Source organism: Kitasatospora terrestris, assembly GCF_039542905.1.
GTDB lineage: Bacteria > Actinomycetota > Actinomycetes > Streptomycetales > Streptomycetaceae > Kitasatospora > Kitasatospora terrestris.
Window position 1 is genome coordinate 7,850,051 of sequence record NZ_BAABIS010000001.1, and the last position, 20,560, is coordinate 7,870,610.

Consider the following 20,560-nt stretch of genomic DNA (forward strand, 5'->3'; position numbering starts at 1 on the left):
CCCCGCGTTGGCGCGACGTTGGCGCGACGTTGGGGCGGCCCGCGACGGTGGGCGGCGGAAGACGGTGGGCCATGCAGGCGGCTGGCCCGATGCAGACGATTGTTGTGAAGGGCTCTACCGCTGTGGCCATCGACGTTACCGCTTGCTTGAAGGACACCCTCCCCGCCACCGGGACGACCGGCGGTGCGACCGCCGCACGACCGGACACCACCCCGGGGACCGCACCGACCGCGGACGCCCCCGGCACCGCCAGGGCGCCGCGACGCCCCACCCTCGACCAGCAGACCCTGGCCGAGCTGTACCGCCTGCACGGCGGCTACCTGCTCCGCGCCATGCTCCGCGCCACCAGCGGCGACCGGGGCAAGGCCGAGGACATCGTCCAGGAGACCCTGCTGCGCGCCTGGCAGAACCCGGACGCGATCCGCCGCGGACCCGAGCACAGCCGCCCGTGGCTGTTCACGGTGGCCCGCCGGATCGCCATCGACCACTTCCGGATGCAGTCCGCCCGCCCGCAGGAGGTCGCGGGGGAGACCCCCGAGGGCCACGCCGGCGCCCACGACCCCTACGACGAGCTGGTGGACGCCCGCGACATGGCCGTCGCCCTCGCCGAACTCCCGCCCCACCACCGCGACGTCCTGGTCGAACTCCACATGAAGGGCCGCTCGATGGCCGAGGCCGCCGCCGTCCTCGGCGTCCCCGTCGGCACCGTCAAGTCCCGCAGCTTCTACGCCGTCCGGGCCCTGCGCCCCATCCTGGAGGCCCGCGGTCTCGCCTCCGCCGACCACTGACACCCCGGTGCAGGCAGGCAGCTGAGAGGCGCCACCCGAACCACCGGACCGCGGGCGTTGTGGGGCGCCCGCGGTCCGGTCGCCTTCGGAGGGCCGCCCGCGGTGACCGGTGGCGAGCCGCTCCCGCCGGCTGGCCCCGGGCGGGCCGCGGGCAGAGCCTGGTACGGGAGGCGCGCGATGGGCACTTCGTACGACGTGGTGATCGTCGGGGGCGGCAGCGCGGGCTGTGTGCTCGCCGCCCGGCTGAGCGAGGACCCGGCGCGGCGGGTGCTGCTCGTCGAGGCGGGGCCGGACTACGGGCCCGGGAGTCTCCCGGCCGATCTCGTGGAGGGCACGCAGGGGCCGGCGGCCTCGCACGACTGGGGCCTGCGCGGCGTGGGTGTCCGCGGCGCACCGGCCCTGGAGCTGCCGCGCGGCCGGGTGATCGGCGGCTCGTCGGCGGTCAACGCGACCTTCGCGCTGCGCGGACACCCGGCGGACTACGACGGGTGGGCCGCGGCCGGCGCGCGGGGCTGGGCGTTCGCGGACGTCCTGCCCTCCTTCGTCCGCCTCGAACGCGACCTCGACTTCGGTGCCGCCGACCACCACGGCAGCGACGGGCCGCTGCCGATCCGCCGGTACGCGGGCGCCGAGCGGTCCGCCGTCGCGGACGCGGCCGAGGCGGCGATGACCTCGCTCGGTCTCCCGCCGATCGCCGACCACAACGCGCCCGGCGCGGTCGGGGTGGCGCCGCTGCCGGTGAACGCGGTGGACGGCCGGCGGATCAGCACCTCCTCCGCCTACCTCGACCCCTGCCGGTCGCGCGCCAACCTCGACGTCCTCGCCGACACGCTCGTGCGGGAGGTCGTCGTCCGCCGCGGCCGGGTCGAAGGCGTACGGCTGGACGCCACCGGGGAGGTCGTTCCGGCCGGCGAGGCGGTCGTCGCGGCGGGTGCCTACCTGTCGCCGGGGCTGCTGCTGCGGTCCGGGATCGGTCCGGCGGCGGAGGTGGCGGCGCTCGGCCGGCCGGTCGCGGTGGACCTGCCAGGGGTGGGGGCCGGCCTCGTCGACCACCCCGCGGTCGCGATCGACTTCCCGTTCGTCGGCCCGGTCGGCCGCCACGCCCGGTTCCAGCTGGTCGGCACCTGTCACAGCGGGTCGGCCTCCGGGCCGCCGGACCTGCAACTGGTCGCGGTCGGCCCCTATCCGCTCGGCGCGGGCGCCCACGGGTGCTCGGTCTTCGCCGCGCTGCTGAAGCCGGCCTCACGCGGCCGCGTCCTGGTGCGCTCCGCCGACGCGGGCGCACCGCCCGACATCGACCTCGGCTACTTCGACCACGGCGGCGACCTGCCCCGACTGATCGACGGACTCCGACTGGCCGAGGCCGTCACCCGCACTCCGGCGTGGCAGGCGATCACCGCCGCCCCGGCGGCCGGTCTCCCCGCGGGGCTGCCCGACGACGAGACGGAGATCCGGGCCTGGGTACGGGCCCACACCTGGACCTACCACCACCCGGTCGGCTCGTGCGCGATGGGCACCGACCCCGCGGCGGGCGCCGTGGTCGACCCCGGGGCCCACGTCTTCGGCGTGCAGGGCCTGTCGGTGGTGGACGCGTCGATCATGCCCGGCATCCCGTCGGCCAACACCAACCTGCCGACCGTCATGGTCGCCGAACACCTGGCCGCCCGGTGGGACCGGAAGCAGCCGGACGGCGCCCCGCCCCGGAGTCCGGCGTGAGGTGGCCCGCGGTGGCCAGCCCGTGGAGGAGCTCGACGGTGGCCTCCTCGTGCGAGGCGAAGACCCCGTGGTCGCTGGGCCAGGTGAGCGCGCGGGTCGCGCGGGCGGCGAACCGTCGTTGCAGGTCCGGGTGCATGACGCGGTCCTCGGAGCAGACCACGTACGTGCTGGGCCGCCGGTGCCAGGCGGCGCGGGTCGTCGGCTGATGGCCGGGGGCCATCGCCTGGGGGACGAGCCCGGCGGTGTGGCGGGCCCGTTCCTCCTCGCCGAGTTGCGCGTGGAACAGCTGCCCGGCGGCATCCGGGTCGATCGTCGTGGTCCCGGCGGGACCGCCGATCATGCTGGTCGCCAGGTCGGTGGGCGGCGCCCCGGCGAGCAGACCGAGGGCGGTCTCGCCGAGGTCGGGCATCATCGCGGCGAGGTACACGAGATGGCCGACCGTCCGCGGCGGAAGGCCGGTGATGACGGCGCCGCCGTACGAGTGGCCGCACACGACGGCTGGGCCGCCCCCGGGCAGCCGGTCCAGGGCCGTCCCGGCCGCGGAGATGTCCGCGGCCAGCGACCCGCGGTGCAGCTCGGCGACGGCCACGGCGACACCGCGGGCCCGCAGCCCGGCCGCGACGCCGTCCCAGGCGCGGCCGGTGTGCCACGCGCCGTGCACCAGCAGCACCCCTCGGGGCGCGGAGGAGGGGGTTGGGGAGGGAGGGATCATGACCGGGCCTCTCGGTGCTCGTACCGTTTGCGGATAAGAGTCACCAGCCGGGCAGAGGATTCGGCTTCCGCCCCGGGAACCCCGCGCCCCCGGGTCCGGCGCTACTTGCTGACGGCGAAACGCATCAGGTCCTTCTCGTCGCCCTGCTTGATCTTCCCCGTCTCGTTGATCACCTGGAGCTTCCAACCCGTGCCCACCCGTACCGCCTTGGCGACGGCGCAGCCGTTGTCGTCGGTGAGCATGCTGGGCCAGATGTCGGCGACCTGCTGGCTGCTGCCGCCCGTGGCGTCGTACACCTTGAAGCTGATGTTGCGGGCGTTCTGGAACGCGCTGCGCTTCTTGTAGGCGGCCGCGATGAACACGATGGACGTGATGTGGGCGGGGATCTGGGCGAGCGTCACGGTGACGGTCTCGTCGTCGCCGTCCCCGTGCCCGGTCTGGTTGTCGCCGCTGTGGACCAGCGAGCCGTTGCCCATGGGGTCCAGGGAGTCCAGCCCGGCCAGGCGCACGGGCTCGCTGCCGTGCATGGCGACGGCGATCAGGTCGAGGTCGGTGCCGGTCTTCTGCCGGAGTTTGCCCAGCAGCCCGCCGCTGCTCCCCGCGGTCGGGTCCCAGGACACTCCGATGGACAGGTGGGTCACCCCGTCCAGATCGGCCGGGCCGTCGTCCTTCGTCAGCGTGATCATGCGTGGTCCTCTCGGTGGTGGGGCTTCCGCGGATGCGGATCTGCCCGGTTGCCCGCCCCCGGCCGGGAGGACGGCAGTCGGGCGGTCGTGCGTCAGCTCGGCGTGTGTCGGCGTCCCCATGTCAGACGATCTTGTCGGGCGGTAGGTTCCTGCCCGGCGGGTCACCTCCCGCGTCGACGGGTGGCGGAGGGGGGACGCGCGCTCGTCCTTGTCGGGGGCGTCTTCGGCCACGCGAGCCGCAAGGACGCCCTGCTGACCGAGCCCGGTGTGATCGACAACGACCGGGTGCCGCATCTCGGCGTCGCGCCGTACCGGCCGACCGGGGCGGAGGTCCGTACCGCGTCGGCGGCGCCGGCAGCGGTCCCGTCGCGGGGTGTTCCGCTGTTCGCGCGGGTGGATCCGGTGCTGGACGACCTCGGCGGGCCGACGGTCCTGGAGCTGGAACTCGTCGAGCCGAACCTGTTCCTGGTTCCTGGGGACCGACGCGGAGGCAGTGGGACGCTTCGCCGACGCGGTGGCGACGCGGGCCCGAAGGCGGCGCCGACTCGCGGGGCGGGGGTGGCGGCCGGCGGCGGCGTACGCGCGCACGACCGAGGGGCGGCCCGGGAGGGCCGCCCCTCGGTGCGGATCGTCGAGGTCCTGCCGGGGTACTAGGCCCGCCGCGAGCGGCGGAGCCGGACCAGCACGCCGCCCGTCCCGAGCAGGGCCGCCGCGCCGAGCAGCAGCGGCAGCTCGTCCGTACCGGTGCGGGCCAGCTCGCCCTTGGCCGCCTGGGCGGACGCCAGGGAGTCGGACGAGTGGCCGCCCGACGGCCGCGAGTAGTCGGCGTCGGACTTGCCGTGGGAGCCCTCGTGGCCCCCGGCGTGCTCGCCCTTGCCGCCGGCGTGGCCACCCTTGCCGCCGGCGTGCTCGCCCTTGTGGTGGTGGGCCGAGACCACGTTGGAGACGTGGACCTGGCCGCCGTTGCTGTTGTGGTTGCTGTTGTGGAGGCTCTGGTGGTTCTCGAGCTTGTTCTCCACCTTGTTCTCGATCTTGTTCTCGACCACGACCGTGACCACGACGTTCTGGTTCTGGCCCTGGGCCTGCCCCTGGTTCTGGTCCTGACCCTGGGCCTGCCCCTGGTTCTGCTCCTGCCCCTGGCCCTGGTTCTGTCCTTGGTTCTGCCCCTGGCCCTGGCCCTGGTTCTGCTGGTCGCCGGCCCCCGGCTTGTCGCCGTGCTCGCCGTGGCCGGGCTTGTCGCCGTGGTCCCCGTGGCCCGGCTTGTCGCCGTGCTCGCCGTGCCCGGGCTTGTCGCCGTGGTCCCCGTGGCCGGGCTTGTCGCCGTGCTCGCCGTGCTCGGAGCCGCCGCCGAGCGGCTGGGCCGCCTGGGGGGCCGTCTCGGTCGTCGGTGCGCCGACGGTCATCCCCTCGGCGGCCGGTTCGGCGGCCGGCTCGGCCGCGGAGGACGACTCGAACCCGGGGAGGTCGAAGGCCTCGCCGGCGACGACCGACTGCGCGAACTCGTCGAACCACTGGTTCTGTTCGGCTCCGGCCGACGCGAAGGTCGAGGCCGGGGTGAGCTCGGGGAGGGTGTTGGCTTGCGCCGTACCGCCCGTGCCGAGAGCGAGGGCGAATGAACAAAGTCCGGCCGCGACGAGACCGGAGGCACGCGTCTGCATGACTCTCCTAGATGATCGGTAAAGCGGAACTTATGTCTACGATCAGCCGCGAGAGGATGCCGGACGGCGCCACCGCACAGTCACCGGGATGGACGAAGCGGATGCCCTTCGTGGGCGAATCCGGCTCCCGCGGCCGGGTCGGCGCGAGATCGGCGCGAGATCGGCGCGGGGGCGGTACGGGTCCGGCGCGGGTCAGCCGGTCGGACGACCCGTCAGGACCGTACGGGCCCCGGCGTGGTCGCCGGTGGCCAGCAGCAGCTGGGCCGTCCGGTGACGGGTCTCCAGGGCGAGGGCCGGGTCGGTGCTGTCGAGCGGATGCAACTGGGGCACCAGGGAACGGAGTTCGGCGAGTGCGGCGGTGTGGTCGCCGAGCCGGTCCAGGCACTGCGCGGCCTCGATGCGCAGGCGCAGGGTCTGCGGATCGGTCGGGCCGGCGTCGGCGGCGGAGCGCTCGGCCAGCAGCCGCAGCTCCGGGAGCGCGGCGTGGAAGCGGCCGGCCTCCATCAGCGTCGCGGCGTACTGCCTGCGCAGCATGTGGACGACGGTCGCGTGCGGGCCGTGGGTCCGTGCGGCGGCGGTCAGGGCGTCGCCGAGCACGTCCACGGCGTCGGTGATCCGGCCGGTGTCCAGCAGTCGCTTGGCCTCCTCGACGGCGGCGGCGAGGTCGGCGTTCCCGGTGGTGGTCGGCGCGGCGGCGCCGGGAGCGGCAGGGGTCGGACCGGCAGCGGCCGGGGCGGGCGCGGACGGCCGGGGCGGGCGCGGGGGAGGCCCGCCGTGCCAGGGCGCGTACGGCTGCCGGAACGGCCGGGTCGGGTCCATCGGCACGCCGGGGCCGTCGAGGGCGGACGGGACCGCCGCGGGCAGCAGGGGTTCCAGCGCGCGGTGGACCTCGGCCGCGTCCGCCGGCCGGTCCCGCGGGTCCTTGGCGAGCAGGCGCAGGACCAGGTCCTCCAGCGGCTCCGGCACCTCGGGCCGGAGCCGGCGCAGCGGCACGGGCGCCTCGTGGAGGTGCTGGTGCAGCACGGCGAGGGGCGTCGGGCGGGCGAACGGGACGGTGCCGCCGAGCAGTTCGTGCAGGATGACGCCGAGCGAGTACAGGTCGGTGCGCGGGCCGACCTCCTCACCGAGGGCCTGTTCGGGGGCCATGTACGCCGGGCTGCCGATGTGCGAGCCGGTGAGGGTGAGCCGGGTGGTGTCGGCGCCCAGGACGGTGACGAGGCCGAGGTCGAGCACGACCAGGGTGCCGTCCGGGCGGACCATGACGTTGCGCGGCTTGAGGTCGCGGTGGACGGCGGGCACCGCGTGGACGGCGGCCAGCACCGGGCAGAGCTGCGCCGCCACGGCGACCGCCCACGGCCAGGGGTACGGCTCGTGCTCGGCCAGGTGCTCGGCCAGGTCCGCGCCGCGGACGTGCTGCATCACCAGGTAGAGGTCCTCGCCCTCGCAGGCGGCGTCGTGCACGGTGACCAGCCCGGGGTGGTCGACCTGGGCGGTGACCCGGCACTCCCGGCCGAAGCGCCGCCGCAGTTCGTCGGACTGCTCCGGGCCGGAGATCCGGTCGGGCCGGAGCAGCTTGACGGCCACTTGCCGGTCGAGGGTGCGGTCGTGGGCCGCCCAGACCTGTCCCATGCCGCCCTGCCCGATGAGCGTCACCAGCTCGTAGCGCCCGGCGAGGAGCCGACCCTTCACGGGCGGTCCTGCCGCTGGAGGTAGCTGCTCAACTCGTCCAGCCCGGCCCGGACCTGCCCGATGCGGTCCTGCGGCGGCGGCACGGCCGCGGGCGGGTACGCCGGCGGGACGGGCGCCGGCACGGCCCGGGCCGGGTCGGGCAGGGCCGCGTCGGGCCAGGCCGGCCGGTGGGGCAGGGTGCCCGCGGTCGCCCCCGGGCGCGGCCGGAGGCGGACGGCGAGGACGTACGCCGAGACGAAGACCGCGTTCCCGAGCAGGAACACCATGCCGACGGTGGTCCGCCAGTCGTCCGCGGTCCCGACCAGCGCCATGCCGCCGACGGACGCCACCCCCGTCCCGGCGAACAGCAGCCAGTCGCGGACGCGGCGGTGCACCAGCGCCGGCCACAGCATCGGGACCCAGGCCAGCATGCCGAGGCTCGCCAGCGAGACGGCGGCGAGCACGATCCGCGCGGCCATGGTCCACGCCCGCACGGCGCGGCTGGGCCCCGGCGGTGTCGGGTCGGGGCCGTACATGGCGGGACTCCTGGTCGGCGGGTCGGCGGGTCGGGTCGGCGGTGTGCCGGGGTCAGCCTACCGATCCCCGCCGCCGGGGCGTCCGCCGCACCGGGGGCGGGCTCAGGAGGGGCCCACGCTCCCGTCGGTCAGTCCGTCGTACAGGCCCTGGACCAGCAGTTCGCCCAGTCGGGCGGCCGACCGTGACGCCTCCTCGAAGGCGGCGACGGAGCGGAACCGCTCGCCGTAGCGCCGCTGGTCGGCGGGCGGCAGCCGCGGCACCTGGAGCCTGCGCACGTCCAGCCGGGTCGCGGACGAGGTGAAGCTGCTGGCCTGCCGGCTGTTGGCGGTGCTGCGCAGGAACCCGGCGAGGAACCACGGGTCCAGGACGGCGGGGTCGGTCCGCAGCAGGTACACGTTGCGGCCGAGTGCGGCACCCGCGGTGGCGTCGTCGATCACCCGGGCGGTGGCACCCCGCCCGAGCGCCGGGATCACCACGTCGCCGGCCCGGACGAGGACCGGCTCCTCCGACGCCCCGTCCGGCAGCGCGCCGGACGGCGCGCCGCCGGTCACGACGTCGTGCTCGGTCAGGACCGGCGGGCCGCCGCCCGGGCCGGACCCGGGGCCGCCGGTCAGCACCGACAGGGCCCCGGTCCGGGCGAGTTCGCCGATGCTCGTCATCGCCCAGTGCGCGGGCGGGCCGGGCGTTCCGGCGGTCGGTGCCAGGTCCAGGGCGTGCCGCAGGGCGGCGGTCAGCCGGTCGCGGACCTCCTCCACGCCCTCGCCGGCGTCCGCCGCCCGGGTCGGCAGGTGCCGGGCCGGGGTCACGTCCACGTCGTCGTCCAGCAGGTCGACCAGGGGGACGGTCCGGCTGACGCCGGGGCGGTCGGGTGCGGAGCCGTCCCGGTCGAAGGCGTGCCACGCGTCCAGGACCGTGCCGCGGAGCTCCTGCCACGGCACCCTGTCCTGGCCCTCGGAGCGGTCGGCGACGTCCACCACCAGGAGCTGCTGCGGTGCGGGCGTGTCGGCCGCGGGCCTGCGCAGCACCCACAGGTGCAGCGGGATCCCGAACGGCGGTGCCGCGCCCGCGGGCAGCGCGACCACGGCCCGCAGCGCGCCCCGCCGCAGCAGGTCGGCCCGGATGCGGCGGCCCGAGCGGCGGGACGCGGCGGCGGGCGGCATCAGCAGGACGGCGGCGCCGTGCTCGCGGACGCGGGCGAGGGCGTGCTGCACCCAGGCCAGCTCGGACTCGGTCCGCGGCGGCAGGCCGTACTCCCAGCGGGGGTCGTAGGCGAGTTCCTCGTGGCCCCAGGCGCGCTCGTTGAACGGCGGGTGGCACAGCACGGCGTCCGCGCGCAGCCCGGTGTGCTCGTCGGCGCGGAGGCTGTCGCCGACCCGGATCCGTACGGGGGCGTCCGTGTGCAGGGCGAGGCGCAGCGCGGTGAGCGCGGCGAGGTCCGGGTCGGCCTCCTGGCCGGCCACGGTGGTGGCGGTGCCGGCGGCCAGCAGCAGCCCGCCGTATCCGCAGGCGGGGTCCAGCACCGGGCCGGCCGGGCCGGCGAGTTCGGCCATCAGCTCGGACAGCGGCGCGGGGGTGAGCGTGTACTGCCGGGGCCCGGCCTCCAGGTGGCGGCCCATCAGGAACTCGTACGCCGGGCCGGCGCCGAGTTCGTCCGCGAGCTGCGCGCCGCCGCGCACCAGCGGCAGGCGCCCGGTGAGCCCGGGCCCCTCGGGCACCGGGACCGGGTGGCCTTCGCCCAGGCGGGCCCGGAGGGCCTCGGCGAGCGCGTCGGGCAGCTCGCGGCCGAGCCGGGCGTCGTCCGCGGCGAGCAGCCGCCGCCACTCGGCGGGACGGGCGTGGAGCAGCAGGACGGCGCCGACCAGGCGCAGGGCGGCGGCGGCCCCGCCCGGGTCCTGTTCGACCTGCTGCCAGACCAGTTCCCGCAGGGGCACCTGGTCGACCTTGCCCTGCTCGCGCAGCCACTGCTCCACCTCGGCCAGGTCGAACACCGGGCTGGTGTCGGTGCCGCCGACGGGCTTGGGGAAGTCGCTGTGCCGGCGCCGCCAGTTGCTGACGGCGGCCCGGCCGACCCCGGCGAAGCGCGCGATCCCGGCCGCGGTGACTTCGGTCCTGTTCTCCGGCACTGACTGACCCTCCAGCGGCTGCGCGATCACGGCGATCGGATTCTACAACCTGCCTCACGGAGGGATCGCGTGTTGACGCGGTTCACACGTCATGGTCTGATTGGCGCGCCGCTCACCCAATCTTCTCGTTCGAAAGGTGCACAGCCTCATGTCGCAGCTGTTCCGCCGGACCGCCCTCCTCGCCTGCACCACCGGTGCGATCCTCGGCCTCGGCGCCTGTGCCTCCGGAGCCGCCCACGACCCGGCCACCAAGGGCGCCTCCCCGGCCGCCGCTACCGGCTCCTCCGCCTCGCCGATCCCCGGCCCGGCCGCGGGCACCGACGGCCTGCCCAACGGCGACAAGCTCAACGCGATGCTCCTGCAGGCCGCCGCGCTCCCCCCGACGCTCCGGCTCGACGCCACCGGCACGAAGAGCACCGGCAACGGCTTCAACCCGCCCCTCGCGCCGTCCGCCGTCCCGGCCTCGGAGGCCTGCACGATGCTCGGCGGCACGGCGTGGATCCGGGTGGCCGGGATCGAGGGCGCCTCCTTCGCCCAGAACGACTACATGGACGACTCGCAGAACATGTTCGCCCAGGAGCTGAACGCCTTCCGGGGCGGCGACGCGCAGAAGGCCATGGCCGGCCTCAAGCAGGCCGTCACCGGCTGCCACAGCTTCACCGAGGAGCAGAACGGCCAGAAGTTCGCGGTGACCGCCGCCCTCAAGGACCTGCCCGGTGTCGGTGACGAGGCCTTCCAGGCCACCCTCACCTCGCCGGACTGGACCGGCGGCACCACGCTGGTCGCCGCCCGGGTCGGCAGCGTCGTGGTCACCACCCTGTACAACGACCAGAAGTCCACCGGGGCCGCCGGGGTGGACCTCACGAAGGCCCTGGTCAAGAACGTCGCCGCCGCGCACTGAACGCGAGGCCCGGCCGGCGCGGCGACGTCCGCGCCGGCCGGACCGGCGATGCCGCCGGAGACGGGCCCGACACCGCAGGGGAGCGCCGGGCCCACCTCCGCTCCGCCGGGCCACGGGCGTTGTGGGACGCCCGCGGTCCGGCTCCCCCCGCATCCGCCGCCGACCGCTCCGGGCCGACGGGCCGGGCGTAGAGTGCGGGGAGTCGAACGGGGGAGGTGCGGCATGCCGCAGCGTCAGGCGGTGGTGGTCGGCGCCGGGATCGGGGGCCTGACGGCCGCCGTCGCCCTGCTCCGGCGCGGCTGGCGGGTCACCGTCTGCGAACGCGCCCCCGAACTCCCGGCCACCGGCGCCGGGATCGGCCTCGCGCCCAACGCCCTGCGCGCCCTCGCCGCGATCGGCAGCGACGCCGCGCACGCCGCCGGCAGCGCCGTGCCCGCCGCGATGGGGGTGCGCCGCGCGGACGGCCGATGGCTCACCCGGGCCACCACCGCCGAGCTGGCGGCCCGCTACGGCACACCCCCGATCGCCGTCCCGCGCCCGGCGCTCACCGCGGCGCTGGCCGCCGAACTGCCGCCGCAGGCCGTCCGGTTCGGCACCGCCGTGACCGCCGTCGACGACCCGGAGGGCCGCCCGACCGTCCGCACGGACGGCGGCCCGGACCTCCCCGCCGACCTGGTGGTCGCCGCCGACGGCATCCACAGCCCGCTGCGCCGGGCCCACTTCCCGGGCCACCCCGGCCTGCACTACCTCGGCGAGCGGGCCTGGCGGGCCCTGGTCGACGCCCCGGACCTGCGGATCCCGGCGATGAGCGAGACCTGGGGGCGGGGCGGGCGCTTCGGCATCACCCCGCTCTCCGACGGCCGGTACTACCTCTACGCCACCACGCCCGCCCCGGCCGGCACCCGGTCGGCCGACCCCGGCGCCGAACTCCGCCGCCGCTTCGGCGCCTGGCACGACCCGATCCCCGACCTGCTGGACCGGGTCGAGCGCCTCGACCCCGGCGCCGTCCTGCAGAACGACCTCTACGACCTGGCCGCCCCGCTCCCGCGCCTGCACCACGGCCGGATCGCCTGGCTCGGCGACGCCGCCCACGCCATGGCCCCCAACCTCGGCCAGGGCGGCTGCCAGGCCGTCGAGGACGCGGTGGTCCTCGCCCACCTGCTGCCCGCCGGGGACACCGCCGAGGGCCCGGACACCACCCCGGCCGCCCTCGCCGCGTACACCGCGGCCCGCCGCGACCGCACCGACGCCGTGCGCGTCCGGGCGCGCCGGGTCGGCCGCCTGGGCGCCCTGCGCAGCCCGCTCGCGGGGGCGGCCCGCGACCTGGCGGTCCGCGCCACGCCCACCCGCCTGGCGCTGCGCGGCATGGACGACCTGTTCAACGGGTTCCGCCTGCCCGGGTAGCGGCCCCCCGCGGCGGGTGCGGCGCGTCGGCCCGCGCGTCCGTCGTGCCCGGGTACAGGACTGCGAGGATCCGCTCGAAGCGGGCGACCATGTCGGCCGCGCTCTGCTCGGGACGGTGCTGCCACCACGCCACCGCGGCGCTCACGTTGCCGTACCACAGGTGCGTGGCCAGGTCGGCGTCCAGCGGATCGCCGGCCGGGGGGAGGCCGAGGACTTCGCCCACGCCGATCGCGCCCAGGCGGTTGAGCTCCCGCCGGTGGACGGCGGCCGCCTCGTGCAGCGGGCCGTGCGCGGGCACGGTGGTGTCGTAGACCAGGGTCCACTCGTACACCCGCGACTCGAGCGTCCGGAAGATCGCCTCCAGGGTGCGGGCGGCGCGGGTGAGGTCCGAGGGCCCCCGCTGCGCGGACCGCACCGCGTCGACCAGCCGGGTGCCGGCGCGCTCCAGGCAGGTCAGGTACAGGCCGTCCTTCGACGCGAAGTACTCGTAGATCATCGGCTTGGTGATCCCGGCCCGCGCGGCCACCTCCGCGGTCGAGCCGCGCGCGTACCCCTTGCGGCCGAACTCCTCCGCCGCCGCGTCCAGGATCAGCCGCTCCCGCTCCCGGCGGGGCATTCCCTTGGTCCCGACCCTGCGGGCGGCCCCCGGCTGGTTGCTCATGCCCGCATCCTATGCCAATCTGACCGCTCGGTAACTTACCTGGCGTTCAGATGGGGGGCGGACGTGAGCGGCAGCGCGACGCGGTCGTGGTGGGGATGGGGCAACGTCGAGGACGCGGTGGTCGGCGCGGAGCGCGCGGAGCTGACCCGGCGCGCCGCCGCGATGCTGCCCGGCGCCGACCTGACGGTCCATCGCGCGCCGCCGGTCCAGGCCCTCGGAGTGGGCCCGGCCCGCATCGGGGCGCCGAGGGCGCTGGCGGGGATCGCCTCGCAGGACGTGCGCGACCGGCTCGCGCACAGCCACGGTCAGGCGTTCCGCGACGTGGCCCGCGCCCTGCTGGGCCGGCTGCCGCACGTGCCGGACCTGGTGCTGCGCCCGACCTCGGAGGAGCAGGTCGTGCAGGTGCTGGACTGGTGCGCCGGGGCGGGCGTCGCGGTCGTCCCGTTCGGCGGCGGCACCTCGGTGGTCGGCGGCGTCGAGCCCCGGGTGGGCGACGGGTACGCGGGCGCGGTCAGCCTCGACCTCACCGCGATGGACCGCGTCCTGGAGGTCGACCGCACCAGCCGGGCCGCGCTGGTCCAGGCCGGGGTGCTCGGCCCGCACCTGGAGCGGCAGTTGCGCCCGCACGGGTACACGCTGCGGTTCTTCCCGCAGTCCTTCGAGTTCTCCAGTCTCGGCGGCTGGCTGGCGACCCGGGCCGGCGGCCACTTCGCCACCGGGCCGACCCACATCGACGACCTCGCCGAGTCGCTGCGGGTGGTCACGCCCGCCGGCGCGGTGGAGAGCCGCCGGCTGCCCGCCTCGGGCGCCGGGCCGTCGCCGGACCGGATGTTCCTCGGGTCGGAGGGGGCGCTCGGCGTCATCACCTCGGCCTGGGTCAGGCTCCAGGACCGCCCGCGGTGGCGGGCCGGCGCCTCGGTGGGCTTCACCGACCACGACGCAGGCGTCCGGGCGGTGCGGGCGCTCGCCCAGTCCGGGCTCGATCCGGCCAACTGTCGCCTGCTGGACCCGATGGAGGCCCTGATCAACGCGGGCTCGCCGAACTCCGTCCTGGTGCTCGGCTTCGAGTCCGCCGACCGTCCCGTCACCGCGGAGCTGGAGCGTGCCCTGGAACTGTGCGCGGACCACGGCGGCGTCCCCACCGGGCCGCCGCGCTCCACCGACGGCGCCGACCGGGCCGCCCGCGACGCCGCCGCCGACACCTGGCGCGCGTCCTTCCTGCGGATGCCCTACCAGCGGGACGCCCTCGCGGCGCAGGGCATGATCGTGGAGACCTTCGAGACGGCCTGCACCTGGGACCGCCTCGACGCCCTGCGGGCGGCGGTCACCGCCGCGGCCGAGGACGCGATGCGCCAGGTCGGCGCCGTCGGTGTGGTGACCTGCCGCTTCACCCACGTCTACCCCGACGGGCCCGCCCCATACTTCGGCGTCTACGCGGCCGGCCGGTGGGGCAGCACCGTCGAGCAGTGGGACGAGATCAAGGCGGCGGTCTCCGAGGCCCTGCTCGCCCACGGCGGCACCATCACCCACCACCACGCGGTCGGCCGGGACCACCGGCCCTGGTACGACCGCCAGCGCCCCGACCTGTTCGCCGCCGCGCTGCGGGCCGGCAAGGCGGTCCTCGACCCGTCGGGGATCCTCAACCCCGGCGTGCTCCTCGACCCGGCCCCGGTGAGCACGGCCGCCCGTTGACACCGCTCGCCGCCCGGCCGTGGAGAGGGCCGGGCGGCGAGCGGGACTCAGCCGACCACCGCCGGCGAGCGGAGCTCCGCCGGGGCGGCCTGCGGCTGGTAGGACTCGCTGTGGCCCTCGACGTGCAGCTGGGGCAGGCGGCGGTCCAGCCAGCCGGGCAGCCACCAGTTGCCGCGCCCGAGCAGGTGCATCACGGCCGGCACCAGCAGCAGCCGGACCAGCGTCGCGTCGATCAGGATCGCCGAGCCCATGCCCACCCCGATCACCTTGATCGGCAGGTCGGGGGCGGGGACGAAGGCCGCGAACACCGCGACCATGATGGCCGCCGCCGCGGTGATCACCCGCGCGGTGCCCGCCAGGCCGCTGACGATGGACTCCGCGTTGTCGTTCGAGCGAAGCCACGCCTCGCGCATCCGGCTGACCAGGAAGACCTCGTAGTCCATCGACAGGCCGAACAGCACGGCGAAGGTCAGCACCGGGACGAACGCGGGCAGCGGCGTCGGGTTGTCGATGCCGATCAACTGCCCGGCCGTGCCGCCCTCCAGGACGAGGGCGACCACGCCGTACGCGGCGCCGACCGAGAGCAGGTTCATCACCGCCGCCTTGAGGGCGACGGCGACACTGCGGAAGGCCACCAGCAGCAGGAGCATCGACACCGTCACCACGCCGCCGACCAGCAGCGGGATGCGGCGGGAGATGTTGTCGGTGCTGTCGATCGCGCTGGCGGTCGCCCCGCCGACGTGGACCTGCACCCCGGGGGCGGCCGCGGCGGGGATGACGCGGTCGCGCAGGTCGCGGACCAGGTCCTTGGTGGCCCCGGACTGCGGACCGCTGTCCGGAACGACCGTCAGCAGCAGCGACCGGCCGTCCGTCCCGGGCACCGGCGGGCTGACCGCCGTGACGCCCGGCGCCGCCCGCAGCGCGGCGGTCAGCGAGGTCGCCGCGTCGGCGGGCGCGCCCGGTGCCAGCTCGGCGACCAGGACCAGCGGACCGTTGCTGCCCGGACCGAACCCGGCCGCGACCGCGTCGTACGCCATCCGGTTGGAGCGGTCGGCGGGGTCGTTGCCCGCGTCGGGGAAGCCGAAGCGCACCCCGAGGAACGGCGCCGCCAGCGCCAGCAGCACGACGACCCCGGTCACCGCGCCGAGGACGCGGTGGCGCTCCACCAGCCGGCTCCAGCGCAGCCAGCCGCTGCCCACCGCGGGCCCGGCCGAGGAGGCGCGGCGCCGGGGCAGCGGCAGCCGCAGGCGCTCGATGTGCCGCCCGAGGTAGCCGAGCAGGGCCGGGAAGAGGGTGGCGGACGCGGCGATCACCACGAACACCGACAGGATCGCCGCGACCGCGGCGCCGCGCATGAACGACAGGCCCATCGCGAACAGACCGAGCATGCTGACCACCACGGTCATGCCGGCGACCACCACCGCGCGGCCCGCGGTGTCCAGCGCGGCGACCGCGGCGGCCTCCGGCTCCAGCCCCTCGGCCCGCCACTCGCGGAACCGGGTGACCAGCAGCAGCGCGTAGTCGATGCCGACGCCGATGCCCAGCATCGCCGCGAGCGAGGTCGACCAGTCCGGCACCGGCATGATCGCCGCGAGGACCGGCAGCAGGGCGCTGCTCACCGCGAGCCCGCCCAGCGCCGTGAGCATCGGCAGGCCGGCGGCCACCACCGAGCCGAAGGTGACCACCAGGATCACCGCGGCCGCCGCGATGCCGATGCCCTCCGAGCCGATCGCGCCCTGCTCGGCCTGCTGGACCGCCATGCCGCCGAGGTGGACGCGCAGTCCGCCGTCCGCGGCGCGCGCGAGGTCGAGCAGCCGCTGGGTGTCCGCCTTCGGCATGTCGGGGGCGTTGGCCACGTCCAGGTGGATCTGCCCGAGTGCGGTGCGCCCGTCGGGCGACACCTTGCCGCGCGGGCCGAACGGGTCGTCGACGCCGCCGACGTGCGGCACTTCGGACATCCGGGCGATCAGGCCCCGCACCTTCTCGCGGGTGGCGCCGTCGGTCAGCCCCGCGTCGGACTGCAGCACCAGACTGACCGCCTCGCCGCCGAGCCCCGGGAAGTCCCGGGCCAGCAGCTGCTGGGCCTGCTTGGAGTCCGAACCCGGCGCGGTGTAGTCGGCGCTGTACTTGCCGCCCAGGCCGGCCGACAGCCCGAACGCCACGACGGCGGCCAGCAGCCACAGCAGCACGGTGCGGCCCCGGTTGCGGAAGCACCAACCCGCTATTCGGCCGAGCGGTCCCGGTCGGTGAGGCCCGGACTCCGCGGCGGTCGCCCGCCGGTCGTCCCGCGGTCCCTCGGACATGATGTCCTCCGTACGTCGAGAGGGGCTGCGCCCCCCGGAAAGCGTTACGCTTCATAACGCAGCTTATGAAGCGTAACGTTTCCTCCGACGGGTACGGATTGTCAACGTGGCGCCTGCCGCACCGAGCCGATGGAGATGCGATGACGGACGGGTCGACCGACGAAGGGGGCCTCAGCCGGCGTGAGCGGCTGCGCGCCGACACCGTCGAGGAGATCAAGCACGCGGCCCTCGGCCTGATCGCCGAACACGGCAGCGCCAACCTCCGCTTCACCGACATCGCCCGGACCATGGGGATGACGGCGCCCGCGCTCTACCGCTACTTCGCCGACCGGGACGAACTGCTGACCGCGCTGGTCGCCGACTCCTTCGACGACCTCTCCGACGCACTGACCGAGACCCGGGCCACCGTCGCGCCCGACGACCTGGACGGCCGCTTCCGCGCCACCTGCACCGGCTACCGCACCTGGGCGCAGCGCAACCCCGAGCGCTTCGCCCTCATCTTCGGCTCCCCGGTGCCCGGCTACGCCGCCCCGCCGGACGGCCCGACCGTGGCCGCCGCCAAGCGGGCCATGGAGCACATGGTCGAACTCGTCGCCGACACCTCCCGGCGCGGCCGGCCCGCCGGCCCGCTGGTCCCCGACCCGGGCGAGGCGACCATGCTGGCCTGGGCCACCGTCCACGGCTTCGTCACCCTGGAGGCGTACGGCCACTTCCACGCCCTCGACGAGGCGGCCCGCGACCGCCTCTTCGCCGTCCAGGCCGCCGTCGCCGCCCGCACCGCCGGCCTGGCACCGCCGGCGTAGCGGCCCCGGTCACCGGGGCCGGGTCAGGTGAAGGTGCCGAGCACGGTCAGGTCGCCGCCCGCGGCGTCCAGGGCGGGGGCGGCCTGTTCCCCGGCGGTGAGGTGACGGCAGCCGGAGAGGCGGACCAGGACGGCGTCGCCGAGCAGCAGGCGGTCGGTCTCGCCGAGGGCGACCCGCCCGCCCGGCTCCGAGCGGCGCCACGAACCGCGGTGCAACAGGGTGCCGTTGGCCGAACCCAGGTCCACCGCGAAGGCGCGGGGTCCCCCGGAGGTCTCTTCCAGCGACAGCATCAGGTGCCGGCGGCTGACCCGCCGCACCTCGAACGGGGGCCGGAGCTCGGTGGCCGCCAGGTTGACGCCGTTGCTCAGGTCCCCGCGGCCGAGCTGCACCGCGCTGCCGACGCTGATCGGGAAGCGCAGGAACTCCCGGCCGTCGGCGGCATCCGAGGCGACGATCACCCGGCTCGCGCCGCGCGGCCCGGCCTCCCGCAGCGGGTAGCCGCAGCAACCGCACTCGGCCCGGCCGTCGCGGCCGATCGACGGCCAGTCCAGCAGCCGGTCCGGCCACAGGAACGCCTTCATGCAGCCCCGGGTGGTGCACCGCCAGTGGCTGCGCAGCACCCGGCGGTGCGCGGTGACGTCGGTGTCGATGTGGTGCTGCCCGTGCTTGAGGTCCTTGTACTCCACCGCCCGCGAGACCAGGTGGTCGGGCACCGGCTGGATGCCGCTGGGGCGCAGCCGCACCCCGCCCCCGTCCTCCTCCCAGCCGAGGAAGCGCTCGGGGGAGCGCTCGATCCAGGGGTGCAGGCGGCGCAGGTCCTTGAACTGGTCGGCGCTGACGACGTACCAGCCGCGGTCGAGGGCGAGCTCCAGCAGCAGCGGGTCGGCGGCCGGGGCGGACCGCAGCACGCCGGAGCCCTCCAGCCGGAGCAGCGTCCGCCGGTCCTCCGGGGGCAGGGCGCGCCGCAGCGAGTTGTCGGCCACCAGCAGCAGCGGCGCGTGGGCGCCGAACTGCCGGTACCAGGCGGCCCGGACCAGGTCCAGGCGGCGCAGCAGCGGGTAGTGCCGGCCCAGCGGCGGCAGCCGCTCCGACCAGCAGACGTTGGACACGTCGACGACGGCCCCGATGTCGGTCGGCACCTGCTGCACCGCCCCCACGATCTCTCCGCTCCTGACCAGGAGCCGCCCAAGCTAGCCGCCCGCGCCGGAGGTCGGCAAGACGGTCGTCACCCGGGTGGGGGACGGGTCGGGGGACGGGCTGAGCGCGGCCGGGCCCGGGGGCGGGGTGGTGGTGCGGCACGGGCGGGCCCTTTCGCCGGGGCGGTCCGAGGTGATCGGTGTGGACCCGACATGCGCAGCCGCTCCGCGCGGCCGGCGGCGACAGCACCGCGAGGTCGCTCCGCCGGGCGCACCCCCGCCAGACGGTGACCGGCCGTCAGCCGGGGTCGGGCGCGGTGTGCCGGGCGGTGTCGTGGGCGGCGAGCGCGGCGCGCAGGGTGAGCTGGTCGGCGCCCCGGGCGGCGTCCAGGCCGGTGAGCTCGGTGGCCTTGCGCAGGCGGTAGTCGACCGTGTTGGGGTGCACCTGGAGCCGCCCTGCGGCCTGCCGCCGGTCGAGGCCGCAGGCGAGGAAGGTGCGCAGGGTGTCGAGCAGTTCGGGGCGCCCGGCGAGCGGGGCGAGCAGGGTGGCGAGCCGGTCCCGGGCCGGGCTCGGGCGGCTCAGCTGGTACTCCAGCAGGACGTCGTCGAGCAGGTGCAGTCCGGGTCCGCGGCCGGACGCCTGCGCCACCTCGCGGACCTCGCCCACCAGCCGGGCGGCGGCGGCGACGCCGTCGGGCGCGGCGGCGGCCGCGGCCACCAGCAGCTCGGCGCCGCACACCCGGGCGAGGTCCTCGACCAGCCGGGCGAGCCGGTCGCGGGCCGGGCCGGCGAGGTCGGCGGGCGGAGCCTCGGAGGGGATGAGCACCAGCCCGCCGGTGGCGGAGAGGGCGGAGAGCGGGTCGCCCTTGGTCCGGTGGCGCAGCTCGTTGCGCAGCCGGCGGAGCTTGCGGCGGGCGGCGACGTCGTGGTTGACGCCGGGCAGCAGCTCGTCGGGGTGCGGTCCCATGGTGATCCCGAGGACCAGGAAGCACGGCGGCAGCGCGAGTCCGGCCCGGTCGGCGGCGGCCTGCGGGTCGCCGCCCTCCAGCAGCCGGGACAGCAGCGCCTGCCGGGCCACCTGCTCGTCGCCGAGCGCCGCCTGCCGCTCCTGGACGTACCCGGCGGCGACGGCGCAGCTGACCAGCCGGAGGTAGTCCAGCAGCCGGTACTGGACCAGCAGGACGTCCGGCAGGTCGTCGGGTCCGGCGGCGGCCAGCACCCGGGCCGCGCACTCCTGCGCCCCGAAGTGGTACGCCCCGACGACGGCCTCCAGCGGGACGCCCTCGTCGGCGCGCCGGGCCGAGGACTCGCTGATCCGGGTGAGTTCGCCCTCGCCGGGCAGTTCGCCGGTGCGCAGCGTCTCGGTGAACGCCCGGATGCCGCGGTCCACCTCCCGGACGACCTCGCCGCGGAGCTGCTCCGAGGGCAGCGCCCCGTACGCCGGCAGCTGCTCGACCAGCCGGGCCATCACCGCGGGCGCCAGGACCGCCGCGGCGGCCCGCAGCCGCTCGTGCACGGCCACGCCGCCGAGCCGCGGCGCCGGGCCGCGCCCCGCCGGGCCGTGCCGCACGGGGTCGCGCAGCTCGGTGTCGCGGTCCGCCTGGTTGGACGCGGTCACAAACCACCTCGCGAATCTCTGGTGTACGGCCCGGGGACACCCCCGCCGTACCGCCGCCATGATGTTCTCCGGGACGTTACTTACCAGTTGGTAACACGCCCGCCGGTGGACCACCAGAGATGTGCGGACCCCAACCGCACCGTCCACCGGACCC

The 20,560-nt window shown here is 76.2% G+C and carries 17 protein-coding genes; 7 read left to right on the top strand and 10 right to left on the bottom strand.

Annotated elements, in window-relative coordinates; genetic code table 11:
* Window positions 1-146 precede the first annotated feature (146 nt).
* Window positions 147-788, top strand: coding sequence for a sigma-70 family RNA polymerase sigma factor (locus tag ABEB06_RS35905; protein ID WP_345701119.1), 642 nt, complete (start codon window positions 147-149; stop codon window positions 786-788).
* A gap of 177 nt (window positions 789-965) precedes the next feature.
* Complete coding sequence (locus ABEB06_RS35910; RefSeq protein WP_345701120.1) at window positions 966-2,504, top strand: GMC family oxidoreductase; 1,539 nt, start codon at window positions 966-968, stop codon at window positions 2,502-2,504.
* On the opposite strand, the gene ABEB06_RS35915 is transcribed toward ABEB06_RS35910, so the two are convergent.
* Both ABEB06_RS35915 and ABEB06_RS35920 read right to left on the bottom strand, forming a co-directional pair.
* Complete coding sequence (locus tag ABEB06_RS35915) at window positions 2,428-3,216, bottom strand: alpha/beta hydrolase (RefSeq protein ID WP_345701121.1); 789 nt, start codon at window positions 3,214-3,216, stop codon at window positions 2,428-2,430. The two genes, ABEB06_RS35910 and ABEB06_RS35915, sit on opposite strands and share 77 nt — an antisense overlap.
* A gap of 101 nt (window positions 3,217-3,317) precedes the next feature.
* Window positions 3,318-3,902 carry a TerD family protein gene (locus ABEB06_RS35920; protein ID WP_345701122.1) on the bottom strand — a complete coding sequence of 195 codons (585 nt, stop codon included), beginning with the start codon at window positions 3,900-3,902 and terminating at the stop codon, window positions 3,318-3,320.
* Window positions 3,903-4,082: 180 nt separating this feature from the next.
* Here ABEB06_RS35920 and ABEB06_RS35925 point away from each other — a divergent pair, with 180 nt between their 5' ends.
* Window positions 4,083-4,556 carry a hypothetical protein gene (locus ABEB06_RS35925; RefSeq protein ID WP_345701123.1) on the top strand — a complete coding sequence of 158 codons (474 nt, stop codon included), beginning with the start codon at window positions 4,083-4,085 and terminating at the stop codon, window positions 4,554-4,556.
* On the opposite strand, the gene ABEB06_RS35930 is transcribed toward ABEB06_RS35925, so the two are convergent.
* The 4 genes from ABEB06_RS35930 to ABEB06_RS35945 form a co-directional block, all read right to left on the bottom strand.
* Window positions 4,553-5,560: a hypothetical protein gene (locus ABEB06_RS35930; protein WP_345701124.1), complete on the bottom strand. Its 1,008-nt coding sequence runs from the start codon at window positions 5,558-5,560 to the stop codon at window positions 4,553-4,555. The two genes, ABEB06_RS35925 and ABEB06_RS35930, sit on opposite strands and share 4 nt — an antisense overlap.
* Before the next feature lie 192 nt (window positions 5,561-5,752).
* Entirely contained in the window at window positions 5,753-7,249 is a 1,497-nt protein-coding gene (locus ABEB06_RS35935; protein WP_345701125.1) for a serine/threonine-protein kinase, read from the bottom strand.
* A complete protein-coding gene (locus ABEB06_RS35940; RefSeq protein ID WP_345701126.1) occupies window positions 7,246-7,764 on the bottom strand; it encodes a hypothetical protein in 519 nt (172 codons plus the stop codon). Before ABEB06_RS35940 ends, ABEB06_RS35935 begins: the two co-directional genes overlap by 4 nt.
* Before the next feature lie 102 nt (window positions 7,765-7,866).
* On the bottom strand, window positions 7,867-9,888 hold the full coding sequence (locus ABEB06_RS35945) for an N-6 DNA methylase (RefSeq protein WP_345701127.1): 2,022 nt from the start codon (window positions 9,886-9,888) through the stop codon (window positions 7,867-7,869).
* Between the two features lie 148 nt (window positions 9,889-10,036).
* Here ABEB06_RS35945 and ABEB06_RS35950 point away from each other — a divergent pair, with 148 nt between their 5' ends.
* Both ABEB06_RS35950 and ABEB06_RS35955 read left to right on the top strand, forming a co-directional pair.
* Window positions 10,037-10,789, top strand: coding sequence for a hypothetical protein (locus tag ABEB06_RS35950; RefSeq protein WP_345701128.1), 753 nt, complete (start codon window positions 10,037-10,039; stop codon window positions 10,787-10,789).
* Window positions 10,790-11,011: 222 nt separating this feature from the next.
* On the top strand, window positions 11,012-12,193 hold the full coding sequence (locus tag ABEB06_RS35955) for an FAD-dependent monooxygenase (RefSeq protein WP_345701129.1): 1,182 nt from the start codon (window positions 11,012-11,014) through the stop codon (window positions 12,191-12,193).
* Here ABEB06_RS35955 and ABEB06_RS35960 read toward each other — a convergent pair.
* Window positions 12,168-12,854 carry a TetR/AcrR family transcriptional regulator gene (locus ABEB06_RS35960; RefSeq protein ID WP_345701130.1) on the bottom strand — a complete coding sequence of 229 codons (687 nt, stop codon included), beginning with the start codon at window positions 12,852-12,854 and terminating at the stop codon, window positions 12,168-12,170. The two genes, ABEB06_RS35955 and ABEB06_RS35960, sit on opposite strands and share 26 nt — an antisense overlap.
* A 63-nt stretch (window positions 12,855-12,917) precedes the next feature.
* Between ABEB06_RS35960 and ABEB06_RS35965 the strand changes: the two genes are divergently transcribed.
* Window positions 12,918-14,546, top strand: a complete 1,629-nt coding sequence (locus tag ABEB06_RS35965) for an FAD-binding oxidoreductase (protein ID WP_345701131.1) — start codon at window positions 12,918-12,920, stop codon at window positions 14,544-14,546.
* Window positions 14,547-14,593: 47 nt separating this feature from the next.
* Here ABEB06_RS35965 and ABEB06_RS35970 read toward each other — a convergent pair whose 3' ends face one another.
* Window positions 14,594-16,849: an MMPL family transporter gene (locus ABEB06_RS35970; protein WP_345701132.1), complete on the bottom strand. Its 2,256-nt coding sequence runs from the start codon at window positions 16,847-16,849 to the stop codon at window positions 14,594-14,596.
* Window positions 16,850-16,989: 140 nt separating this feature from the next.
* Here ABEB06_RS35970 and ABEB06_RS35975 point away from each other — a divergent pair, with 140 nt between their 5' ends.
* Window positions 16,990-17,652 (top strand): TetR/AcrR family transcriptional regulator, encoded by a 663-nt coding sequence (locus ABEB06_RS35975; protein ID WP_345701133.1) that lies wholly within the window; start codon window positions 16,990-16,992, stop codon window positions 17,650-17,652.
* Between the two features lie 23 nt (window positions 17,653-17,675).
* On the opposite strand, the gene ABEB06_RS35980 is transcribed toward ABEB06_RS35975, so the two are convergent.
* Window positions 17,676-18,809 (bottom strand): FHA domain-containing protein, encoded by a 1,134-nt coding sequence (locus ABEB06_RS35980; RefSeq protein ID WP_345701134.1) that lies wholly within the window; start codon window positions 18,807-18,809, stop codon window positions 17,676-17,678.
* 277 nt (window positions 18,810-19,086) lie between these two features.
* Window positions 19,087-20,406 carry a PucR family transcriptional regulator gene (locus ABEB06_RS35985; protein ID WP_345701135.1) on the bottom strand — a complete coding sequence of 440 codons (1,320 nt, stop codon included), beginning with the start codon at window positions 20,404-20,406 and terminating at the stop codon, window positions 19,087-19,089.
* Window positions 20,407-20,560 lie beyond the last annotated feature (154 nt).

Excerpts from the sequence above, each read along its gene's own strand:
- ABEB06_RS35910 (WP_345701120.1), top strand. The coding sequence starts at position 966 with ATGGGCACTTCGTACGACGTGGTGATCGTCGGGGGCGGCAGCGCGGGC.
- ABEB06_RS35915 (WP_345701121.1), bottom strand. The coding sequence starts at position 3,216 with ATGATCCCTCCCTCCCCAACCCCCTCCTCCGCGCCCCGAGGGGTGCTG.
- ABEB06_RS35920 (WP_345701122.1), bottom strand. The coding sequence starts at position 3,902 with ATGATCACGCTGACGAAGGACGACGGCCCGGCCGATCTGGACGGGGTG.
- ABEB06_RS35930 (WP_345701124.1), bottom strand. The coding sequence starts at position 5,560 with ATGCAGACGCGTGCCTCCGGTCTCGTCGCGGCCGGACTTTGTTCATTC.
- ABEB06_RS35940 (WP_345701126.1), bottom strand. The coding sequence starts at position 7,764 with ATGTACGGCCCCGACCCGACACCGCCGGGGCCCAGCCGCGCCGTGCGG.
- ABEB06_RS35950 (WP_345701128.1), top strand. The coding sequence starts at position 10,037 with ATGTCGCAGCTGTTCCGCCGGACCGCCCTCCTCGCCTGCACCACCGGT.
- ABEB06_RS35955 (WP_345701129.1), top strand. The coding sequence starts at position 11,012 with ATGCCGCAGCGTCAGGCGGTGGTGGTCGGCGCCGGGATCGGGGGCCTG.
- ABEB06_RS35960 (WP_345701130.1), bottom strand. The coding sequence starts at position 12,854 with ATGAGCAACCAGCCGGGGGCCGCCCGCAGGGTCGGGACCAAGGGAATG.
- ABEB06_RS35970 (WP_345701132.1), bottom strand. The coding sequence starts at position 16,849 with ATGTCCGAGGGACCGCGGGACGACCGGCGGGCGACCGCCGCGGAGTCC.
- ABEB06_RS35975 (WP_345701133.1), top strand. The coding sequence starts at position 16,990 with ATGACGGACGGGTCGACCGACGAAGGGGGCCTCAGCCGGCGTGAGCGG.